Source organism: Rheinheimera mesophila, from assembly GCF_000986865.1.
GTDB classification, from domain to species: Bacteria; Pseudomonadota; Gammaproteobacteria; order Enterobacterales; family Alteromonadaceae; genus Pararheinheimera; species Pararheinheimera mesophila.
In genome coordinates this window covers 1-20,518 of record NZ_LAVS01000087.1, presented here as the reverse complement: position 1 = coordinate 20,518, position 20,518 = coordinate 1, and the positions used below count along the sequence as shown (strand labels likewise).

Annotated in this window: 24 protein-coding genes; 5 read left to right on the top strand and 19 right to left on the bottom strand. The window is 48.4% G+C overall.

What is annotated here, in order from left to right:
• Positions 1-8 precede the first annotated feature (8 nt).
• The 8 genes from SD53_RS14245 to SD53_RS14210 form a co-directional block, all read right to left on the bottom strand.
• Complete coding sequence (locus SD53_RS14245) at positions 9-386, bottom strand: nuclear transport factor 2 family protein (RefSeq protein ID WP_046520917.1); 378 nt, start codon at positions 384-386, stop codon at positions 9-11.
• A 189-nt stretch (positions 387-575) separates the two neighbouring features.
• Complete coding sequence (locus SD53_RS14240) at positions 576-1,463, bottom strand: EamA family transporter (protein WP_046520861.1); 888 nt, start codon at positions 1,461-1,463, stop codon at positions 576-578.
• A 133-nt stretch (positions 1,464-1,596) separates the two neighbouring features.
• Positions 1,597-2,109, bottom strand: coding sequence for a GNAT family N-acetyltransferase (locus SD53_RS14235; RefSeq protein ID WP_046520860.1), 513 nt, complete (start codon positions 2,107-2,109; stop codon positions 1,597-1,599).
• Complete coding sequence (locus SD53_RS14230) at positions 2,110-2,505, bottom strand: nuclear transport factor 2 family protein (RefSeq protein ID WP_206539948.1); 396 nt, start codon at positions 2,503-2,505, stop codon at positions 2,110-2,112.
• A gap of 112 nt (positions 2,506-2,617) precedes the next feature.
• Positions 2,618-3,706, bottom strand: a complete 1,089-nt coding sequence (locus SD53_RS14225) for a phospholipase A (RefSeq protein ID WP_046520858.1) — start codon at positions 3,704-3,706, stop codon at positions 2,618-2,620.
• Positions 3,707-3,849: 143 nt separating this feature from the next.
• Positions 3,850-4,290: a GFA family protein gene (locus SD53_RS14220; protein ID WP_046520857.1), complete on the bottom strand. Its 441-nt coding sequence runs from the start codon at positions 4,288-4,290 to the stop codon at positions 3,850-3,852.
• Positions 4,291-4,343: 53 nt separating this feature from the next.
• Complete coding sequence (locus SD53_RS14215) at positions 4,344-5,129, bottom strand: PhzF family phenazine biosynthesis protein (protein WP_052749388.1); 786 nt, start codon at positions 5,127-5,129, stop codon at positions 4,344-4,346.
• A 38-nt stretch (positions 5,130-5,167) separates the two neighbouring features.
• Entirely contained in the window at positions 5,168-5,638 is a 471-nt protein-coding gene (locus SD53_RS14210; protein WP_046520856.1) for a YehS family protein, read from the bottom strand.
• Between the two features lie 133 nt (positions 5,639-5,771).
• On the opposite strand from SD53_RS14210, the gene SD53_RS14205 reads away from it, so the two are divergent.
• Both SD53_RS14205 and SD53_RS14200 read left to right on the top strand, forming a co-directional pair.
• Positions 5,772-6,248 (top strand): LabA-like NYN domain-containing protein, encoded by a 477-nt coding sequence (locus tag SD53_RS14205; protein ID WP_241481809.1) that lies wholly within the window; start codon positions 5,772-5,774, stop codon positions 6,246-6,248.
• A 95-nt stretch (positions 6,249-6,343) separates the two neighbouring features.
• Positions 6,344-6,685 carry a zinc ribbon domain-containing protein YjdM gene (locus SD53_RS14200; RefSeq protein ID WP_046520854.1) on the top strand — a complete coding sequence of 114 codons (342 nt, stop codon included), beginning with the start codon at positions 6,344-6,346 and terminating at the stop codon, positions 6,683-6,685.
• A gap of 62 nt (positions 6,686-6,747) precedes the next feature.
• Here SD53_RS14200 and SD53_RS14195 read toward each other — a convergent pair whose 3' ends face one another.
• The 11 genes from SD53_RS14195 to SD53_RS14145 form a co-directional block, all read right to left on the bottom strand.
• Positions 6,748-7,095: a GFA family protein gene (locus SD53_RS14195; RefSeq protein ID WP_046520853.1), complete on the bottom strand. Its 348-nt coding sequence runs from the start codon at positions 7,093-7,095 to the stop codon at positions 6,748-6,750.
• A 26-nt stretch (positions 7,096-7,121) separates the two neighbouring features.
• Entirely contained in the window at positions 7,122-7,847 is a 726-nt protein-coding gene (locus tag SD53_RS14190) for a polysaccharide deacetylase family protein (RefSeq protein WP_046520852.1), read from the bottom strand.
• Positions 7,840-8,715, bottom strand: a complete 876-nt coding sequence (locus SD53_RS14185) for a sterol desaturase family protein (protein ID WP_082101879.1) — start codon at positions 8,713-8,715, stop codon at positions 7,840-7,842. The genes SD53_RS14190 and SD53_RS14185 overlap by 8 nt, the downstream gene beginning before the upstream one ends.
• Before the next feature lie 61 nt (positions 8,716-8,776).
• On the bottom strand, positions 8,777-9,169 hold the full coding sequence (locus SD53_RS14180) for a hypothetical protein (protein ID WP_046520851.1): 393 nt from the start codon (positions 9,167-9,169) through the stop codon (positions 8,777-8,779).
• Between the two features lie 60 nt (positions 9,170-9,229).
• Complete coding sequence (locus SD53_RS14175) at positions 9,230-9,991, bottom strand: SDR family oxidoreductase (RefSeq protein ID WP_046520850.1); 762 nt, start codon at positions 9,989-9,991, stop codon at positions 9,230-9,232.
• A 38-nt stretch (positions 9,992-10,029) separates the two neighbouring features.
• Positions 10,030-10,935, bottom strand: a complete 906-nt coding sequence (gene mmsB, locus SD53_RS14170; protein WP_046520849.1) for a 3-hydroxyisobutyrate dehydrogenase — start codon at positions 10,933-10,935, stop codon at positions 10,030-10,032.
• A gap of 1 nt (position 10,936) precedes the next feature.
• On the bottom strand, positions 10,937-12,088 hold the full coding sequence (locus SD53_RS14165) for an enoyl-CoA hydratase/isomerase family protein (protein WP_206539947.1): 1,152 nt from the start codon (positions 12,086-12,088) through the stop codon (positions 10,937-10,939).
• A gap of 10 nt (positions 12,089-12,098) precedes the next feature.
• On the bottom strand, positions 12,099-12,872 hold the full coding sequence (locus SD53_RS14160) for an enoyl-CoA hydratase (protein ID WP_046520848.1): 774 nt from the start codon (positions 12,870-12,872) through the stop codon (positions 12,099-12,101).
• 106 nt (positions 12,873-12,978) lie between these two features.
• Positions 12,979-14,136, bottom strand: coding sequence for an acyl-CoA dehydrogenase family protein (locus SD53_RS14155; RefSeq protein WP_046520847.1), 1,158 nt, complete (start codon positions 14,134-14,136; stop codon positions 12,979-12,981).
• A gap of 164 nt (positions 14,137-14,300) precedes the next feature.
• Positions 14,301-15,797 carry a CoA-acylating methylmalonate-semialdehyde dehydrogenase gene (locus tag SD53_RS14150; protein ID WP_046520846.1) on the bottom strand — a complete coding sequence of 499 codons (1,497 nt, stop codon included), beginning with the start codon at positions 15,795-15,797 and terminating at the stop codon, positions 14,301-14,303.
• Positions 15,798-16,047: 250 nt separating this feature from the next.
• Positions 16,048-17,232, bottom strand: coding sequence for a thiolase family protein (locus SD53_RS14145; RefSeq protein ID WP_046520845.1), 1,185 nt, complete (start codon positions 17,230-17,232; stop codon positions 16,048-16,050).
• Between the two features lie 269 nt (positions 17,233-17,501).
• On the opposite strand from SD53_RS14145, the gene SD53_RS14140 reads away from it, so the two are divergent.
• The 3 genes from SD53_RS14140 to SD53_RS14130 form a co-directional block, all read left to right on the top strand.
• Positions 17,502-17,933 carry a MerR family transcriptional regulator gene (locus tag SD53_RS14140; protein WP_277619435.1) on the top strand — a complete coding sequence of 144 codons (432 nt, stop codon included), beginning with the start codon at positions 17,502-17,504 and terminating at the stop codon, positions 17,931-17,933.
• A gap of 95 nt (positions 17,934-18,028) precedes the next feature.
• Complete coding sequence (locus tag SD53_RS14135; protein ID WP_046520844.1) at positions 18,029-19,198, top strand: isovaleryl-CoA dehydrogenase; 1,170 nt, start codon at positions 18,029-18,031, stop codon at positions 19,196-19,198.
• 86 nt (positions 19,199-19,284) lie between these two features.
• The coding region (locus tag SD53_RS14130) for a carboxyl transferase domain-containing protein (protein WP_046520843.1) at positions 19,285-20,518 on the top strand (1,234 nt) is incomplete at its 3' end.

Below are 20,518 nucleotides of genomic sequence, written 5' to 3'. Positions count from 1 at the left end.
CGGCGTTGTTATTCAAATAGCTCAGGCTGCCCCAACTGAAACAGGGCTTTGACAATCAGGCCCTGTTTCACCTGATAAAGACACAACATCTCCACCTGGCCACGGCCTTGTGGAAAGTTACGCTGAATAAGTTCGTGGTCTGTAACCCATTCCCCCATCACCATGCGGTTTAACAGTTGTGCATGCAGATCAGGTTCATTAAAACGCAGACGGATCCGCTCACGCATCTGATCATGACCATTGGCCAGCACAGCCCCGTGAAAATCCAGTTGCACTGCATCAGGCGCATAACAGCCAAGCCAAGCCTCGATATTTTTACTGTTGTACGCATCCAGTTGCTGTTGCACTAGTTGCTCTGCTTCGGTTAGTGGTCTTTGTTCTGTCATCAGAGTTTTCCCCAAAGTTAAAAAGCTGATGATCGGCAAAAGCAGCACAAAACACCAGCCTGGATTTGGCAACTCAGAGTTGCCATACCCGCAACAAAACTGACCTTTGTGTTGTTATCTGAACGTTGATGACAACCCCCTATCGATAACACAGTACCGACCACCCCGATCCTGTTTCAGGCCCTATGCTCAGGGTGAGGTCGGTGTTTTTACCGGCAGCGCCTGAGTTTTATACTGGCCGAGCCAGACTCCCGCCAGCACCAACACCATACCCAGACTTTGAATCAGGGTCAGATGTTGATCAAGCACCACCAAACCAAGAACTGTGGCACTGAGTGGACTTAGTAAACTGAAACCTATCACAGCGCTGGCCGACATCCGCATCACGCCACGCAACCAAAATACATAGGTTAGTCCTGTGCCTATCACGCCCAACCACAGATATGCTGCGACATGTGTCAGAGTGATGCTCTGTGGCAGATTTTCCACACTAAAAGCCAAAGGTAATAAGAAGATCCCTCCGACTGTCAGTTGCCAGCTAGTCAGCACCAGCGCATTGACTGGCGGCTGCCACCGTTTTGTTAATAAGGTGCCTAAAGCCATAGCCAGAGCGCCACCGGCAGCCGCTATAACTCCAATAGCATCGAGTTGAGCAGCGGGTCCCAGTACCAGCAGTGCAACGCCGAAGAAGCCAGCTATTGCCGCGATCCAGCTTAATAACGAGGGGCGACCAGCGAGCACAGCCCAGCTTAAGATGACTACAACCAAAGGCTGAATAGCTCCTACAGTGGCTGCCACACCACCGGGCAAACGATAGGCCGCGACAAAAAGTAACGCCTGAAACACAGCGATGTTGAGCAATCCCAACAAAAATATTTTGCCCCACCAGCCATAAGCCGGTAATTGCCTTAACCAGAACAGCATCAAGATCCCAACCGGTAAAGTGCGTAGAGCAGCAGATAACAAAGGTACATCCGGAGGTAAAAATTCTGTAGTGACTAAATAGGTGCTGCCCCAAATTAATGGTGCTAACGCAGTTAACCAGGGATCATACCAACGGGATACAACTGAACTCATTCTAACGGGCTCCTTTTCATACGGCTTAGCACTGAGGCTGTAAATTTGCCGCCACTTTAAAAGCTCATGTTAACTTAAGGTCAAGCACTATTTTGCGTACACAGGAAATAACCACAGACAGAGGCTGTCTCATTCAGAGTTTTAGCCACATCAGATAACAGGTCAGACTTTTCCCCCGAACCAAAGCCACATCAGGTAGAACTTCCAGAGGCTGAAATCCGGCCTTTTTCAAGACCTGCATGGAAGCATGATTTTCTGTCGACACAAAGGCAAATAACAGCGCTAATCCCATCTGCCGTGCCTGCTGAATCAGGCAGGATAAAGCGAAACTGGCTACGCCGCGGCCTGAGTCATGTTCAGCAATACGATAACCGACATAGGCCGATTGGCTCACTGTGTCGATATCTGTTAAATTGGCTCGGCCAATCAACTGATGTTCTGTATTAAAGATAACGGCTGGCCAGGCCAAAGCTTGCTGTTTTAACAGCAAAAACCCGGCAATATGCTGCTGTACAGCGTCAGGCTGATAAAATTCAGCGGGCCGTGCTTCGATGCTTTTTTCAAAGAAAGTTCGGTTGGCTAATTCAAACTGCAGCACAGCATCAACATCATCCGGCTGTAAGAGCCGGATAAAATAGCCTGACACTTAAGCAGGTCCGCTGGCTGGTAATACGGCTGTGCCCTGATGAAACAGCATTTGCCAACCAAGGCTGTTGAGTTGCCATAAAGAACTGCGCAGCGACAGTTTAGTTTGCAGCTCGCCGGCTTTGCGTAATTTGGCTTTGTATAACACCTGAGCCAAATCTTTGGCTAACAAGCGTACTTCAAAATCAAAAGCCTCCACCGACGGCGCCTGCTCTTCTGGCAAACGTTGTAACACATGGGCTTTATCAAACCGCACTCCGGATGCGGCGATTTCTTCAAAACCATTCGCCAGCAACAGATTGAGCTGCGCTTTATTTTTTCTGGTTTCGGCGCGCTGTAGTTGCAACTCCAGAGCTATCAGGTGTTCTGTTAAAGCTTGTGCTTGTTCCGATGTCACGATCATGGGCCTATGATGAATGTTGATGCGTTTTTTGCCGTCGCCCACAGAGCGCAAGCAAGCTTTTTTGCACTGTAGGCGACTTAGAGATGGCTTGATCTTAAACCAGGATTCAGAAATTAAACAACATGACGCCAAGACCTATACTGTTTTGGCGGAAATTGTAATCCAGCAAGGTTTCGCCATAACCGGAAAATAGCTGTAAATGCCAGCGCAGGCCGTCCAATTTACTGCGGTCAACTGGATAGGTCAGATCCAACTGCCAGGAACCCCGGCTTAAATAAGAAAAGTCATTCCGCCAGGTCAGTTGTGCAGTAGCATCACCGGGCAACCAGTTAGCACTGATCTCATGACTGCCGATATAGTCGATTAAATCCGGGTTATCGTCTTCTTCGCCATTTTCCGAAATTCGCTGGTTGTAACGCCAGTTCAGGCCAAACTCGCCTTTATCCACAGCTAAACCCGCATACACTTTATTCCAGCTGCGTGACAAAGGTTTAGCCTGGCCATTGGACTGATGAGCTACCCCAAACTGCAGCATACGGACTTGCCAGTCGCCCGGTAAGTTGCCCCATTGTTGTGCCACAGGCACCACATAAATCAGCTCAGGCTGGTAATCGGTATTACGAAAAGGTGCAGAATCCTGTTTGTTCCATAACTGCCACATCGAACGCTGGCTAAAGGCAAACCATAAATCAGCACCAGGTAACAGAAACTCTGTCATTAACTTGGCACGTAATGAAATTTGCAGCTTACTTTCCATCTGCTTGTAGTTGTTGTTATCTTCAGCCTGACCACGGGTTGGGCTTTGAGGCGCCTTATTGATATTGGAGGTCAGATGAGCAGGTAAAAAGAAGTTGGGCTGGTAGGTGCGAAACACAAAACGGTCACGTTTTTCTTCCGGCGTTAACTCCCAGTATTTTTGCATCACTGTCGCCACAGCTACAGGTTCTGCCACCACTTCAGTGCTAGCCACAGCCTGAGGTTTAACTTCAAGATCAGCCTCTGCCTCAGCTTGCGTTGTTTCAGTGTCTGTCAGCACTGTGGCTGTGGTGCCAAATATTCTGTCATAACAGGCCAGGCGTTCAGTGTTATCCAAAGTGCCCTGACAGACGCTGACATCCTGTGCTGAAACAGCAAAACTGGCAGCGCTAAGGCTAACAAAAACTGCAGCTTTACTTAAGTTCTGTGCTCGATTCACGCGCGCTCCATTCACCAAAAAATCTGAAAACCCAGTGTAAAGCTGAAATATAAACAAGGACTTAACAACAGGTGCTTTTGTTCATTTTTCAACGGCCTCTGCAGTACTTTGGATCACAATAGCCAGGTAAGCAAAGGCAAGCTTCAATCAGAGCTAAAGGACGCAAAAACCTCAGCCCCTGTCAGTTCCCTGGTTGGATTGGCAAAACAGTACCAGCGCGGTTTCTGCTCGATAAAAATCTGGTGATCGAACACAGGATCATCAGGCAGTGTCAGCAAACCTGCCGGAATAAAATACTGGCCATTTTGTTTGAGCCGGTAAAACAAATGCGTACCGCAGTGGTCACAAAAGCCCCGTTCGGCCCAGTCGGAGGATTGAAAAATGGAGATAAAACAAGCGCCGTCCAGTTTGACCTCAGTGCCAGCATCGAAAGTAAACAAAGGACCTCCAGTCCAGGTGCGGCAGTACTGACAATGGCAAACGCCTACTCTGAGCGCCATCTGAGCCACCTTCACTTTGACTTTGCCACATAAACACTGACCATCAACAGGTCCTTGCTTAGACTGAACTTGTCGTGACGACATAAGAAGCCTCCTGCCAAAAACTCACATCAGCCTACTGCAATTGCGCTCAGTTGTTAAGACATTGTTGCCATCATTCTGGTCAGATGCGGTAAAGCAACGGCTTGCGTTGTTAAATACAGTTGTCCGGATTGAAGAGTGACAGCAAAGCTGGCTGGGGTAGCAGAAAGCTGAGACACCTTAAAGCGGCTCAGCCCTGTTTTTGCCGCCCAATAAGGGGCAAGGGAACACTGCGCTGAACCTGTTGCTATGTCTTCCTCTATACCAATAACGGGCGCAAAATAACGCAGCACATAAGTATCAGGAGGGCTAAAAGCAGTAACGATCAACGCATGCTGTGGTACGCGGCGGATCTGCTCAGCATCAGCTTCAAATTGCTGTACCGCCTGCAGATCCTTCAGCATCAGTACCAGATCGCGGGTCTGAAACGCGTCAACAACTTCAGCACAGGTCAAAGCTGCGGGCCATTGAACAGCAGTTGCATGCCACTGCGGCAATTGCATGACTAATTCGCCGGTGCTGACTCTAACCTGCGGTTTGCCATAAGGACTAACAAAGGTATAACGGCCCTCACCTTTGAGTTGACGTAGCAAAGCAGCTGCAGCCAAGGTGCCGTGGCCACACAGATTGATTTCTTGCTGACAGGAAAACCAACGGATTTGGAACTGGTAAGGGTTATCTGTTGTGGGTACTACAAAAGCTGTCACCACCTGTTGAGCTTGATAAGCAATGCGCTGTAACACAGCAGTTTCAGGCCACTTGGCCAATAAAGCGCAGGCAGCAGGGTTACCTGCCTGAGCATCATGGGTAAACACTTTAAAAAAATACAGCGGCGCTTCCATGCCTCAGATCCTGTGTGTCGCTTTTGAATAACGGGCTGTTAGTCTTCTGCGCTTTCGCGGTATTTGATTTGCACAGCTTTGATAAAGTTACGCAGAATTTGATCCTGGCACTGGCGGTAATGATGGTGATCCGCACGGCGGAAAAAAGCGCTTAGTTCAGGTTTGCTGATGCGAAAACCAATATTGGTCATCATTAGCACTATGTCATCATCTTTTAAATCCAGCGCTATTTTTAACTTACGAAAAATAATGTTGTTATTCAAACGCTGCTCTGCCACAGGCTGTTCGCCGTCTTTGCGCCCTCTGCGTTCAATGATCAGGCCGTTTAAGAAAGTGGCTAAAGTGACATCATCACAAGGCTGAAAAGCGGCGTCTTCGTCTTTTTTCAGCCAATCACTGACCTGAGCTCTGCTGGCAGTTAAACCGGCATGGGCAAATAAATTCATCATTTGTTGATCGCCAAAATCAAAGGCGTAGCGTAAACGGCGTAATACATCGTTGTTATTCATAAATAATTCGCAAAGCGCTCCGGACAAGTTAGAGTCATTTTAACAGACACAAAGCGCAACAGGCTGATTTTCTTTTGCGGTATCAAACAGATGCCATGTTATAGTCCTGCAAGTTTTGCTAGTAGCCTGGGTTATGATGAAAAAAATTGCGGTTTTCGTTGATGTACAAAACATCTATTACACCACCAGACAAGCCTATGGCCGCTCTTTTAACTACCGTAAGTTCTGGCAATTGCTGCAAACTCAGGGCGAAATCTGTTACGCCTTTGCTTATGCCATAGATAAAAAAGATGATCAGCAGATTAAGTTTCAGGATGCGCTGCGTCATATTGGCTTTGAGGTCAAACTCAAACCTTTTATTCAGCGTGCCGACGGTTCGGCCAAAGGCGACTGGGACGTGGGCATCACCATTGATATGCTGACCTTAGCCGCCGAAGTCGACACTGTGGTCTTACTCTCAGGCGATGGTGATTTCGATTTGCTGCTGCAGGCCGTCTACCAACAACATGGGGTGGATACTGTGGTGTACAGTGTACCCGGCTTAACAGCCCAATCGCTGCAGCAAAGCTGTGCCTGTTGGCGGCCTATTGAAGCCGATTTATTGCTCTGAGGCCCTTTAAAACCCTATAAAACCCTGTAAAAAGTAGGGCCTTTCGGCTACAATGCCGGCCTTTTCGCGCCTCTTAGCATTGAATCAGGAACACCATGAGCCAATTACCCGCCTGCCCACACTGCAGCTCTGCCTATACCTACGAAGACAACGCTGTATTGATCTGCCCTGAATGTGGTCATGAGTGGTCTGCAGCAATCAGCACAGAAGCAGCAGAAGGCGACAAAGTGATCCGCGACTCTGCAGGCAATGTGCTGCAGGATGGCGATACAGTCACAGTGATCAAAGATTTAAAAGTCAAAGGTTCGTCGCTGGTGGTGAAGATGGGCACCAAGGTCAAAGCTATACGTCTGGTCGAAGGTGATCACGATATCGACTGTAAAATTGATGGTTTTGGTGCTATGAAGCTGAAATCGGAATTTGTTAAAAAGCAATGAGTTGAATATCACAGGGGCTCAAGCCAGCCCCTGCTTTTCAGACTTTAAAGCCACCAGCTTGTTTAGCTGTGTTTTCCGTCATGCTTATGGATCTCTAAAGCATCCAAATCTATCCCTTCTAAACAACGCAGATTAACTGCCGCGACTGCATTGCCTTGTGGATCTGTGCCTAAAGCAAAAGGCGAACAACCACAGACCGGACAAGTCTGGTGTTTAATTTTATGGCTGTTAAAAGTGTAGGTGGTTAAAGGCTGGTCCTTTTTTAATAAAGTCAGCTTGTCACCTGGGACAAAACTTAGCAAATAGCCTTTTCTGCTGCATATCGAACAATTACAACTTAACGCAGAACTGATATCCGCCTCAACCTGATACGCCACAGCTCCACAATGACAACTGCCTTGATAAAGCATGATTCCCTCCACCTTTGCTGATATGATTACTGCTCTACTGTGGCTTGTTTTTGGGCAGCAAGCAAGTCAGAAACTTTGACCATTGTGTAACCTTTGGCTTTTAAACCTTTGATAATAATCGGTAAAGCTGCACGTGAGGCTTCACGATTTTTATACATCAGATGCAATAATACGATAGAACCGGGCTGAACCTGCTCCAGCACCTCTGCGGCCATTGTCTGTGGATCTTCGGTCTCTTCATCGAAAGTCTCAGGCGCTATATCCCACATAATGCTGGTTCTGTCGGTCTGTGCCAGATACCAGGGCAACAGCACCAGCTTTTTACCATAAGGTGGCCTGAACAATATGTCGCCTTCAAAACCAGCGGCGCGGATTTGCTGATCAGTGCTTTCAATTTCGCGGTTAATCTCATCCAACGACATAAACAGCATCCGTGGATGAGACCAGCTGTGATTACCCAACTGATGGCCTGCCGCAACAATTTGTTTAGCCTGCGTCATATAACGCTGGGTTTCGGCTCCTGTAACAAAAAAAGTCGCCTTGACCTGATAGAGCTCTAACAGCTGCAAAACGCCAGCTGTGTAATGTGGTGTTGGGCCGTCATCAAAAGTTAAAGCCACCAGCTTTTGGTCTGTATCCACTTTGTGGATCAGCTCACCAAACAACTGAAACTCAGTGCTGGCAGAGAGTTTCCACAAGCCATAGCTGATGGCAACAAAGAGCAAAACCAATTTCAGCAGCAGTTTAGTCATGAGCTTCCATTTCCCCGGCTTGTCCGCTGTGTTGCAACAGCTTGAGTTCTGAGAATGCTTCCGGTGGCCCAACCAACAGTTTAACTTTATTCCGCCAGCCCTTGAGCTGTGGCCACAAGCTGATGATTTTTCGCCATTCGTAAAAGGTGATAGTGATAGGATTATTCGACTGGAAATCATCGGTGATCCCATAACGACACGCCTCTTGTTCAGGCACAAAGGTGCCAAACAACCTGTCCCAGATAATTAAAACCCCGGCATAGTTACGGTCTATATACTGCGGATTGCAGGCATGATGCACGCGGTGCCAGGCTGGCGTATTCAGCACTAAACCCAGGATACCCCAGTGTTTGCCGGACTGGGTATGGACAAAAAACTGAAAAGCTAAGTTAATAGCCACCACAGCCAGCACCAGCTGCACTTCAAACCCCAGCAATACCAGCGGCAACCAGAATAACCACATGCCGGAAATAGGGTAAGTTAAAGACTGGCGAAAGGCCGTGCTGAAATTCATTAAACGTGAGCTGTGATGCGCAACATGGGACGCCCATAACCAGCGCACTCTGTGCGAGCAGCGGTGAAACCAGTAATACAAAAAGTCCTGAGCGATAAAGAGCAAAAACAAATTCAGCGCCGAAAACTCAATAGAAAATAAGGCGAACTGTGATAGCCATAACATAAAAGGCAGCAGCGCCAGCAAAGCGATAAAGTCGCCAGCCTGGTGCAAAGCGGCTAAACCAAAGTTGGCGGCTGTATCGCGCCACTGATACAAAGTTTTGCCATTTTTTTCGCTGGAAAGCCATTCAAAGGCAATAAAGATGAAAAAAACCGGGCTTAACAGCAACAAAATAAACTCTACCGGGATCACGCTCTCACTCCTTTATTGCCGACTTTTGAGCGCAGTACTAAAGAGCCTGCATTCAGGGCTTTCATAACTTCGCCTTTGATTCAGTGTTGCTACTGGGGCTCTGTTGATAGTCCCAAACGCCCTGCTCTTGCACTAAAACGCTGCCTGAACGGCCAATCACCTGCAACAACCCCGACTCATGCACCAGATAACGGATACGACCATTATTAAACTGATAACCTAAAAAACGACAGGGGGTGACCCCATCGGCACACAAGCTATGCCAGGCTTTACCTTTCAGCTCAATGCTGGCGCCCGATACTTTAGAGGTGCCTTTGTAGACTACGTTCTGACATTGCACTTCGCCTTCAGGGCAAAGCTGCTGAATTTCAACGCTGTAATTCGGGGTATCCAGTCGCTGGGCATGGGTAAAAGCACAGACCAAAAGCAGCAGAGGCAAAAGCATAAGTTTCATCGGTGAGATCCTGTAACCAGATTTTACAGAGGCAGAGTTTATCACTCTGCCTCTGTAAAGTTACATACTAATACCACCGTCTACTTCCACCACCCGACCAGTAAAGAAGTCATTTTCGAAAATATATTTGGCCGTATGCGCAATCTCTGTTGCCTCGCCTAAACGGCCAACCGGCTTCATCGCGACCAAACGGTCACGGGCTTCAGGCTTCATCGCATCGGTCATGGCGGTACGGATCACACCAGGTGCTATAGCCCCCACCCGAATACCGTAACGGCCTAACTCACGGGCCCAGGTCACTGTCATCGCCACCACTCCCGCCTTGGAGGCCGCATAGTTGGTTTGCCCCATATTGCCGGCTCGCGCTACGCTCGACATATTGATGATCACGCCCTTGCGGCCTGATTTCACCATTAAAGCCGCCGCTTCACGGCCACATAAAAACACGCCTGTTAAATTCACATCAATCACAGACTGAAACTGTTGATGTGACATTTTACTGACCAGTTCGCCGTCTTTGAATTTCAGCAATAAACCGTCACGCAGAATACCAGCATTATTAATCAGACCATCGATAGCGCCAAAATCTGCGGCAATAGCAGCAAAACTGTTCTCGACACTGTCTTCATTGGCCACATTACAGACATAAGTGCGAACCGTCACACCTGATGCGGCTAACTCAGCTTTTGCCGCATCCAATTGCTCTGCATTCATATCCAGCAACGCTAAATGAGCGCCTTCAGCAGACAACATGCGGGCCATTTCTAAACCCAGGCCCTGAGCCCCGCCTGTCACTACTATAATTTTATCTTTTAAATTCATTATCTTATCACCTGCAAAAATGGCCAGCGCCAGAACTCTTAGTTCTTTTTGCCAAACATCTGAAAAATACCGGAAAAATCCTCTTTACCGTGGCCCTGACGCTGATGCGCCACATAGAGGCTACGGGCTAAAGTACCCATAGGGGTGCTGGACTGACTTGAAAGCGCGGTTTCTGTAGCCAAGGACAAATCTTTAGCCATTAAATCCACCATAAAGCCGCCCTGATAGCCATTGCTCGACGGCACATTTGGCATCACGTCCGGGCATGGATTATACAGCTCTAAGGTCCAGTTACGGCCCGAGCTTTTCAGCATAATGTCGGACAAGGTTTTCGGGTCTAAACCATTGTCTATGCCCAGTTGCAGCGCTTCACTGGTGCCTACCATCAGGATGGATAACAGCATATTGTTACAGATTTTTGCCACCTGCCCCGCACCGACATCACCGGCATGAAACAGGTTTTTACCCATAGCCGACAATACAGGCTGAGCGCGGTTAAAATTCTGCGCTGAACCACCGACGATAAAGGTTAGCGTACCGGCTCTCGCACCGCCGACACCACCAGAAACAGGAGCGTCGATAAAGGCTATACCCAAAGCGGCTAAATCAGCCCCCACTTTACGGGCTGTAGAAGCGTCAATAGTCGAGCAGTCAATCACTAAGGCATCTTTGTTAATGACAGAGGCAATGCCTGTGTCACCGGTATACGTCATGGCGACATGCTTACCGGCGGGCAGCATAGAAATAATAAACTCAGCACCCGTGGCCGCTTCAGCGGCAGATGCACAGGCTTTAGCGCCCTCAGAGGCCAGTTGGGCTAAAGCTGTTGCGGATAAATCAAAGGCTTGCACCTTAAAACCAGCTTTGACCAGGTTACTGGCCATAGGACCACCCATATTGCCTAAACCAATAAAGGCGACTGTTGCTTGCGTTGTAGCGCTCATCTTAATGCTCCAATGAACCTAAATGTTGTAACGGATGTAAGTCGGCCGCCCAAGGCGAATGAAACAACTGATTAATTACATCAGCGGGCACTTCGGCGACAGTTTTGTAGCGCCAATTTGGCTGTTGATCTTTATCAATCAACAGTGCCCTGACGCCTTCCGTGAATTCACCGAGCTTGGCGCATTGCACACTTAAGCCCAGTTCCAGCCGGAAGGAGTCGGCCAGAATTTTGCTTTGGCCCAGTTGCAATAAGCGGTAAACAATATGAGCTGTGATCGGGCTGCCATACTGCAAGGACGCTTTGGCTTTACTCAGCCAGGCATCTTCATTTGGCATAGCCAAAATTAACTCCACAGCCTGTTGCAACGAGGTGGCACGACCTACAGCACTGATAGCAGCCTGATGCAGACGAATTTGACTGGGTGGCATCTGACTGCGACACATCTCTTCCATACTTAATAATAAGTCGCTGAGTTTCTGGTGATTTAAAGCCACCGTATTGCCCCACTTCACTTGAGTCAATTTGTCCAGCACTGTGGCTTTTTTATCATGAGTCAGAAAATGATCAGCTAAATCAATCAGTTTTGCATCGGCTGAGTTAATCGAAGCGCCGGTTAAACCTAAAAATAAACCGCAACCTTCCGGCATCCGGTTTAAGAACCAGCTCCCCCCTACATCAGGATACAAACCTATCGCCATTTCCGGCATAGCGATACGGCTACTGGCTGTGACTATCCGGTGTGACGCTCCTGCCATCAGGCCTAAACCACCGCCCATCACTATGCCATTTCCCCATACCAGCACTGGTTTTTCGAAGGTGTGGATCAGGTAATCCAGGCTGTATTCTTTGGTGAAAAACTCCTCGACGTAAGGCTGATACGTTGCAGGTTCAGCTTTCATCGCCTGATATAAATCCCGTATATCACCACCGGCACAAAAGGCTTTATCACCGCTGCCCTGCAACACAACTAAGGCAACATTGTTATCGTTTTTCCATTGTTGCATTTGTGGCAATAAGAGTTCGACCATAGGTAAACTCAGGGCATTCAGTGATTTTTCAGAATTTAAGGTGGCGATACCTATAATTTTGCCGCCGACACAGGCGATTTCTTCAAACAGCACCACATCCTGCTGGATCATAGCTTCTGTCATGTTTTGTACCTTATCCGTTTATCCAACTGGCTTTACGTTTTTGTAAAAAGGCCTGTACCCCTTCCACCTGATCTTTGGTATCAAATAGCTTTACAAACAGTTCCCGCTCTAAAGGTAACGCTGTTTGCACTGGTGCGCTGCGACCTTTTTGGATCAGTTGTTTACAAGCTGCTACGGCAGGAGGGCTTTGCTCTGCGACTTTATCCGCCAGCAATAAAGCCGCTTCCAGCGCCATCCCAGTACCTACCACTTCTTCGACTAACCCAATCTGCAAGGCTTTGTCTGCAGTCACACGTTCACCACAGAGGATCATGCGTTTTGCCCAGCCTTCGCCAACTAAAATCGCCAGATTCTGCGTGCCACCGGCGCAAGGCAATAAGCCTACTTTGGCTTCAGGTAACGCCATTTGCGCCTGAGTTTCAGCAATACGGATATCACAGGCTAACGCCACTTCCAGGCCGCCGCCCATGGCATAGCCGTTAATAGCGGCAATAGAGACACCACGAAAAGCCGTTAAGGTTTCAAAAGCTTCACCAAAAATGGCCGACATCTGCGCAGCCACCGCTTTATCGCCCGAGGCAAATAAATTTAGATCCGCACCGGCGGAGAAGAATTTTTCCCCTTCACCTGTAATCACTAAGGCATAAATATTTTTATCCTGCTCCAGAGATTTCACTGCATCACGCAGTTGCGTCAGCGTCTCTTTGGTCCAGGTATTGGCAGGAGGATTTGCCATGGTAATTAAAGCGGTATGGCCGCGTTTTTCGAGTTTGAGTTGTGCCATAAAATCTCCATTTTTACCGGTTTTTTATCAGCGAATACCGGTTAGCTTTAATCTTTAAATGAGACAAAGCAGGCCATAAACCTGCTTCATTGTGAGTCAGCGCGTTTTATAGGATCTCGTTTGCCGCTTCATCTAACAGGCGTCGACCAATAATCAGGCGCATAATCTCATTGGTGCCTTCTAAAATCTGATGCACCCGCACATCACGGAAATGCCGCTCCAGCGGGTATTCTTTGATATAACCATAACCGCCGTGCAGTTGCAGCGCCTGATCACAAACCTGGAAACCCACATCTGTGGCAAAACGTTTGGCCATAGCGCAATAAGCAGTTTTTTCCGGATCGTCAGCATCCAATTTAAACGCCGCTAAACGCACTAACTGCCGGGCAGCCACCAGTTCTGTGGCCATATCCGCCAGTTTAAACTGCAGCGCCTGAAATGCGGCCAGAGGTTTACCAAACTGCTGACGCTCCAGCATATAGTTGCGGGCGGTATTTAAGGCTTGTTGCGCTGTGCCGATAGAGCAAGTGGCAATATTAATACGACCACCATCTAAGCCTTTCATCGCAAAACTAAACCCCTCGCCTTCGTTACCTAACAGGTAATGAGCCGGAATACGCACTTGATCAAAGGTAATTAAGCGGGTGGGCTGAGCATTCCAGCCCATTTTCTCTTCGGCTTTGCCGTAAATCACCCCTTGAGCGTCCGCTGGTACGATAAACGCAGAAACGCCTTTTGGACCTGCTTCACCAGTACGGGCCATCACTACTAAGACTTCAGTTTCGCCAGCACCGGAGATAAACATTTTCGAGCCGTTTAACACATAGTGATCGCCGTCTTTTTTCGCGCTGGTGCGCAAGGAGGCGGCATCAGAGCCAGAACCAGGCTCGGTTAAACAATAAGACGCCAGCTTGTCGCCCGTGACCAACGCTGGACACCACTGGGCTTTGGCATCTGCTGTGCCCCATGTTGCAATCATCCAGGTGGCCATATTATGGATGGTTAACATGGCGGTGGTGGCGGTACAGCCCATCGCCAGTTGTTCAAAAATAATGCTGGAATCGAGACGGGATAAGCCCATGCCGCCCTCAGCTTCAGGCGTGTACAAAGAGCAAAAACCCAATTCACCGGCTTTTTGGATCACGTCTTTTGGAAAATGATGATCCCTATCCCAGGCGGCGGCATGCGGCGCCAGCTCTTGTTCCGCGAATTGTTTAGCGACCTCGACAAAGGCCTTTTGATCGTCTGTTAAATTAAAATTCATCACATCACCCTAAGGTTTTAGCACAGCAGTATCTATACACTTTGCCAGCTCTGCTGTTTTGGTCTTCATGCTTATATACGCATTTCATCTGGCTTGGTTGTTTGCCTGAAGGCTTTTGTTTTTTAACAAGCGTTCTGCCCGAACACAGAACGCTGTAACAAAGCTTAACGCAGGTTAATTGACATATTAGGACCTGACACAGGAATCGAGTCGTCAAACCAACGGGCTGTGATGGTTTTGGTTTCTGTGTAGAAACGCACCGCTTGTTTACCGTAGGCATGCTGGTCGCCGTAGAACGAACCTTTCCAGCCAGTGAACGAGAAAAATGGCAGCGGCACCGGGATTGGAATATTAATACCAACCTGACCGACTTCAATTTCATGCTGATACTTACGGGCCGCTGCACCACTGGCGGTAAAGATAGAGGTACCATTGCCGTATGGGCTGTTATTCACCAGTTCAATGGCTTCATCCAACGAAGCAGCATTAACAGTTGCCAGCACAGGGCCAAAAATCTCTTCTTTGTAGATGGTCATCTCAGGGGTGACATCACTAAACACCGTAGGGCCCACCCAGTTGCCGTTTGGATAACCCGGCACCTGAACCGCAGAGCCATCGACTAAACAGGTAGCGCCTTCAACTTTGCCTTGTTCGATTAATGACAAAATACGTGCCTTGGCTTGTGGACTGATTTGTGGACCGTAGGCCGCGTCAGGATCGGTATAGACACCAGGACGTACTTTGGCGATAGCGGCAGCCACTTCAGGGATCCACTGCTGCGAATCCCCCACAAACACGGCCACAGAAATTGCCATACAACGCTGACCCGCAGCACCAACAGAAGCCCCAACCAAGGCGTTGATCACTTGCTGTTTATTGGCATCCGGCATAATGACCATATGGTTTTTGGCACCAGCGAAAGCCTGCACCCGTTTTAAATGATCAGTACCGGTTTTGTAGATGTACTGACCGACATTCACAGAGCCGACAAAAGAAATAGCTTTGATGTCCGGGTGTCGTAATAGCACATCCACTTGCTCTTTGTTGCCATGCACTACTTGCAGTACACCTGCCGGTGCGCCAGCTAAAGCAAACAGCTCAGCGATTTTATTCACCGTCATCGGGTCTTGTTCAGAGGGTTTCAGAATAAAAGTATTACCGCAGGCAATCGCCATAGGGAACATCCACAGCGGGATCATCGCCGGAAAGTTAAAAGGTGTAATACCGGCACAAACCCCTAACGGCTGAATATAGCTGTAGGTATCAATGCTACGCGCGACGTTTTCTACCGTTTCGCCCATCATCAAAGATGGAATATTGGCGGCTTGTTCTACCACTTCAATACCACGCCAGACATCGCCTTTGGCATCTTCCACGGTTTTGCCGAGTTCACGGCAAATAATCTCAGCGATTTCGGTCTGATGTTCTTTTAACAAATGCGCAAAGCGCATCATTAAACGGGCACGTTCTGATACCGGCACTTCTTTCCAGCTTTTAAAGGCTTCTTTGGCAGAGGCAATAGCAAATGCCATTTCGTCCGCTGTAGTGCAAGGCACCTGTGCTATCACCTCCTGAGTAGCAGGGTCTGTCACCGGAATAAAACGATCGGACTTGGACGGGACAAATTCACCGTTGATAAATAACTGAACCTGATGGGTCATCACTACGTCTCCCCTTTATAACCTTCGTCCTCAGCGTCGCAGCGGCGTTGACTACGTTCTCTCGCCCCAATCACCCATTCCTTATGAAAAGGAACAACTATGCTTCTGGGGTCTGGTTCACTGGTCGCCTTACTGCGACGCTAATGACTTTGGCTATACGTTGTTAAAATTAAACCTGTTGATTTAAATATATTTTTTATTAAATTCTTTGAAGCAAAAGGCGCAGTGTTTACCGCGCCTTTTTTATTGTTTATGGCAGTTCTACCGCTAATGCCACAGCCTCGCCACCACCAATACATAAAGTAGCGATACCCCGTTTTAAACCGCGTGCTTTTAAAGCATGAATTAAAGTCACCAGAATACGGGCACCTGAAGCGCCGATAGGATGTCCTAAAGCACAAGCACCGCCGTTGACGTTGACTTTGTTCACGTCCAACTTCAGCTCTTTGATTGCCAGCATAGTTACCATGGCAAAAGCTTCGTTAATTTCCCACAAGTCCACGTCTGTTGTTGCCCAACCTAATTTAGCTAACAACTTAGTGACAGCACCCACCGGCGCCACGGTAAATAGCTCTGGCTCCTGCGAATGAGTGGCATGGCCCACTACATGCGCCAATACAGTTTTGTTCTGTGCTTTGGCATCCTCTGCCCGCATTAACACCAGTGCTGCAGCACCATCAGAAATAGAACTGGAGTTGGCAGCAGTAATAGTACCGTCTTTGGCAAAAGCGGGTTTTAAGGTAGGGATTTTGTCGACTTTGGCGTTGCCCGGTTGCTCGTCTGTGGCAAAAGTCACTTCGCCTTTACGGGTTTGAAAGGTCACAGGCGTGATTTCTTCAACAAAAGCACCAGAGCTGATGGCCTGCTGTGCGCGGGTTAATGACAATACGGCATACTCGTCCATCTGAGCCCGGCTAAAATCATGCTCGTCAGCCGTTTTCTGGGCAAAACAGCCCATGGCTTTGCCATCGTAAGCGTTTTCCAGGCCGTCCAGCATCATATGATCCTTGACTTCCGCATGCCCCATCCGCATACCGGCACGGGCTTTGGGCAGAATATAAGGCGCGTTTGACATCGATTCCATGCCACCAGCTACTACCAGATCCGCAGAACCAGCACGTAACAGATCAGAGGCCAGCATCACAGACTTTAAGCCTGAACCACAGACCTTATTAATAGTGGTAGCACCGGCAGATAAAGGTAAACCCGCTTTCAAAGTGGCCTGACGCGCTGGCGCCTGGCCTAAACCGGCAGGTAATACACAGCCCATAATCACTTCACTGACTTGTGAGCCGTCGATAGCGGCTTGTGCTAGCGCCGCCTTGATAGCTTGAGCGCCCAGATCGGTACTGCTGACGTCAGACAAGCCACCTAAAAATCCACCCATCGCCGTTCTTTTGGCTGCCACTATGGCAATTTTTTCGTGCTGCGCCATGTTCATTTCTCCGTCACTCAAAAGCTTAATCAAAAAGTTGGTCCACACACTACACCAAATTTACGTTTACGCCAACGTCAACCAACCAGCACTATGGTCTTATCAGTGGTGAAAGGTTCAGAAAAATACAGAATTTAAGCAGTCCTATTGGCAGTTAAACTTTACAAGCTATGGTTCTCACCTGCCGCCAGGCCTTATTTGACGCGAACACAGCTTTACCTTTACGTAAACTTCACTTATAGTTGACGCCACTTTACCGGAAGGCCCCTATGACCGTTCAAGCGACAGCCCAAATGACAGAAAAAGACGACAAAACCTACAGCATCAGTGAGCTGGCCAAAGAGTTTGATATCACCACCCGCAGCATTCGTTTCTACGAAGATCAGGGCTTATTAACTCCTTTACGTCAGGGCCAAACCCGTATTTACAGCCGCAGAGACAGAGTGCGGCTAAAACTGATTTTGCGTGGCAAACGGCTGGGCTTTAGTTTGTCCGAAACTGGCCAATTGTTTGAACTGTATGACGCAGATAAAAGCAGCGTGACCCAGCTAAACACTATGTTGAAATTGATAGAGCATAAAAAAGCTGAGCTGCATCAACAGATGGATGACATCAAGGTGGTGCTGATGGAGTTGGTGACTGTGGAGAAACGCTGCCGCGAAACCCTGGATCAGGCCAAGCAAGTCAAAGAACCGAATTAAAAAACTGCATTCAACCAAATCAAATTAAACAGTGCCCAAAGTAGTTGGCGTTGCCTGAAAACGACCTGATACCAAGGGAAAAAACGGGGAAAGTTATGATTAGTACGTACAAAACTTTAAATTACGATCTGGGCGAAACCGTCGATATGATCCGTGAGCAGGTCAACAGCTTTGCCCGTGACGAAATAGCCCCACGCGCAGCTCAAATCGATCATGACAACGAGTTTCCGAATGACTTGTGGCGCAAATTCGGCGACCTGGGCTTATTGGGCATCACGGTCGATGAACAATACGGTGGCTCTGGTTTAGGTTACCTGGAGCATGTGGTGGCGATGGAAGAAATCAGCCGCGCCTCGGCCTCAGTCGCTTTATCTTACGGTGCGCATTCAAACCTCTGCGTGAACCAGATTTTCCGTAACGGCAACGAAGCGCAAAAACAAAAATACCTGCCAAAGTTATGTTCAGGTGAGCATATTGGCGCTTTGGCGATGTCCGAGCCCAACGCAGGTTCAGATGTAGTCTCGATGAAATTACGCGCCGACAAAAAAGGCGATCGCTACATTTTAAACGGCAACAAAATGTGGATCACCAACGGTCCAGATGCTCACACTTACGTGATTTACGCCAAAACTGATGTGAATGCCGGTTCTAAAGGCATGACAGCTTTTATCGTTGAGCGTGGTTTTAAAGGTTTTAGTCAGGCACAGAAACTCGACAAACTGGGTATGCGCGGCTCTAACACTTGTGAGCTGGTGTTTGAAGACTGTGAAGTACCGGAAGAAAACGTGTTAGGCACTGTGGGTTCAGGTGCCCGTGTACTGATGTCAGGTCTGGACTATGAACGTGTAGTGTTATCCGGCGGTCCACTTGGCATTATGCAAGCTTGTATGGACGTGGTTGTGCCTTATATTCACGACCGTAAACAGTTTGGCCAGTCTATTGGTGAATTCCAACTGGTACAAGGCAAAGTGGCCGATATGTACACCAAAATGAATGCGGCCCGTGCTTATGTCTATACAGTTGCCAAAGCCTGTGACCGCGGTGAAACCACCCGTAAAGATGCAGCGGGCGCGATTTTATACAGCGCTGAACTGGCCACCCAAATGGCGTTAGATGCCATTCAGTTATTAGGCGGTAATGGCTATATCAACGAATACCCAACAGGGCGTTTATTACGGGATGCCAAGCTGTATGAAATTGGTGCTGGTACTTCAGAAATTCGCCGTATGCTGATAGGCCGCGAGTTATTTAACGAATCGAACTAAACGCGACCTTTTAAGCGTCATAACCAATAAAGTAAGCCGGACTCCTGTCCGGCTTTTCCTAGACCCTGTAGCCAAAGGTGGTGAACGTGGCCAGACTGAATAGCAAAATTAATCCACGCAGTGACGATTTTATCCAGAACGCTCAGGCGATGCAGCAACTGGTGGATGATTTAGAGCAAAAAGTACAACAGATCAAATTAGGTGGCGGCGAAGCTTTGATTGCCCGTCATACCTCACGTGGCAAACTCTTTGTCCGTGACCGTATTCAAAAACTGCTGGACCCGGGTTCACCCTTTTTAGAAGTCGGCCAGTTTGCCGGCTGGGAATGTTATGACGACTATGTGCCCGCCGCTGGTGTGGTGGCCGGTATAGGCCGGGTCAATGGCGTTGAGTGCATGATTGTCGCCAACGATGCGACCGTCAAAGGTGGTACTTATTATCCACTGACGGTAAAAAAACACTTACGGGCCCAGGAAATTGCCGAAACCTGTAATCTGCCTTGTATCTATCTGGTCGACTCAGGCGGTGCCAACCTGCCGCGTCAGGACGAAGTGTTCCCTGATAAGCTGCACTTTGGACGGATTTTCTTTAATCAGGCGCGTATGTCTGCCAAGGGTATTCCACAAATTGCCGTGGTGATGGGCCTCTGTACTGCAGGTGGCGCTTATGTGCCAGCTATGGCGGATGAAAGTATTATCGTTAAAGATCAAGGCACTATCTTTTTAGCCGGTCCACCTTTGGTTAAAGCCGCCACAGGCGAAGAAGTTTCAGCCGAAGAGTTAGGTGGTGCGGATGTGCACTGCAAAATCTCTGGTGTAGCCGATCACTATGCACTAAACGACGAACATGCGCTGCAACTGGCGCGTAATGCTGTTAGCCGTCTAAATCATCAAAAACCAGTGCAAGGTGACGTGCGCCCTGTCGAAGCGCCACTTTATGATGCCAGCGAGTTGTACGGCATAGTCGGCACTGATCTGAAAAAGCCGTTTGATGTACGTGAAGTGATAGCCCGCATTGTTGACGGCTCTGACTTTGATGAATTTAAACAGTTTTATGGCGCGACTTTGGTCTGTGGTTTTGCCCGTATTTTTGGCCAGCCTATTGGCATAGTAGCCAATAACGGCATTCTGTTCTCTGAGTCAGCGCAAAAAGGCGCTCATTTTATTGAGCTATGCGCCCAGCGCAAAATTCCGCTGTTGTTCCTGCAAAATATCACCGGCTTTATGGTCGGTAAAAAATACGAAGCCGAAGGCATTGCAAAACACGGCGCCAAAATGGTGATGGCTGTGTCTTGTGCCAATGTACCGAAATTTACCGTAT

Bases quoted from the DNA above. Each gene is read 5' to 3' on its own strand.
- SD53_RS14210 (WP_046520856.1), bottom strand. From the start codon at position 5,638: ATGAATAACAACGATGTATTACGCCGTTTACGCTACGCCTTTGATTTT.
- SD53_RS14155 (WP_046520847.1), bottom strand. From the start codon at position 14,136: ATGAATTTTAATTTAACAGACGATCAAAAGGCCTTTGTCGAGGTCGCT.
- SD53_RS14140 (WP_277619435.1), top strand. From the start codon at position 17,502: ATGACCGTTCAAGCGACAGCCCAAATGACAGAAAAAGACGACAAAACC.
- SD53_RS14240 (WP_046520861.1), bottom strand. From the start codon at position 1,463: ATGAGTTCAGTTGTATCCCGTTGGTATGATCCCTGGTTAACTGCGTTA.
- SD53_RS14190 (WP_046520852.1), bottom strand. From the start codon at position 7,847: ATGACTAAACTGCTGCTGAAATTGGTTTTGCTCTTTGTTGCCATCAGC.
- SD53_RS14180 (WP_046520851.1), bottom strand. From the start codon at position 9,169: ATGAAACTTATGCTTTTGCCTCTGCTGCTTTTGGTCTGTGCTTTTACC.
- SD53_RS14200 (WP_046520854.1), top strand. From the start codon at position 6,344: ATGAGCCAATTACCCGCCTGCCCACACTGCAGCTCTGCCTATACCTAC.
- SD53_RS14135 (WP_046520844.1), top strand. From the start codon at position 18,029: ATGATTAGTACGTACAAAACTTTAAATTACGATCTGGGCGAAACCGTC.
- SD53_RS14150 (WP_046520846.1), bottom strand. From the start codon at position 15,797: ATGACCCATCAGGTTCAGTTATTTATCAACGGTGAATTTGTCCCGTCC.
- SD53_RS14145 (WP_046520845.1), bottom strand. From the start codon at position 17,232: ATGGCGCAGCACGAAAAAATTGCCATAGTGGCAGCCAAAAGAACGGCG.
- SD53_RS14215 (WP_052749388.1), bottom strand. From the start codon at position 5,129: ATGGAAGCGCCGCTGTATTTTTTTAAAGTGTTTACCCATGATGCTCAG.
- SD53_RS14220 (WP_046520857.1), bottom strand. From the start codon at position 4,290: ATGTCGTCACGACAAGTTCAGTCTAAGCAAGGACCTGTTGATGGTCAG.
- SD53_RS14175 (WP_046520850.1), bottom strand. From the start codon at position 9,991: ATGAATTTAAAAGATAAAATTATAGTAGTGACAGGCGGGGCTCAGGGC.
- SD53_RS14165 (WP_206539947.1), bottom strand. From the start codon at position 12,088: ATGACAGAAGCTATGATCCAGCAGGATGTGGTGCTGTTTGAAGAAATC.
- SD53_RS14205 (WP_241481809.1), top strand. From the start codon at position 5,772: ATGATGAAAAAAATTGCGGTTTTCGTTGATGTACAAAACATCTATTAC.
- SD53_RS14195 (WP_046520853.1), bottom strand. From the start codon at position 7,095: ATGCTTTATCAAGGCAGTTGTCATTGTGGAGCTGTGGCGTATCAGGTT.
- SD53_RS14245 (WP_046520917.1), bottom strand. From the start codon at position 386: ATGACAGAACAAAGACCACTAACCGAAGCAGAGCAACTAGTGCAACAG.
- mmsB (WP_046520849.1), bottom strand. From the start codon at position 10,935: ATGAGCGCTACAACGCAAGCAACAGTCGCCTTTATTGGTTTAGGCAAT.
- SD53_RS14160 (WP_046520848.1), bottom strand. From the start codon at position 12,872: ATGGCACAACTCAAACTCGAAAAACGCGGCCATACCGCTTTAATTACC.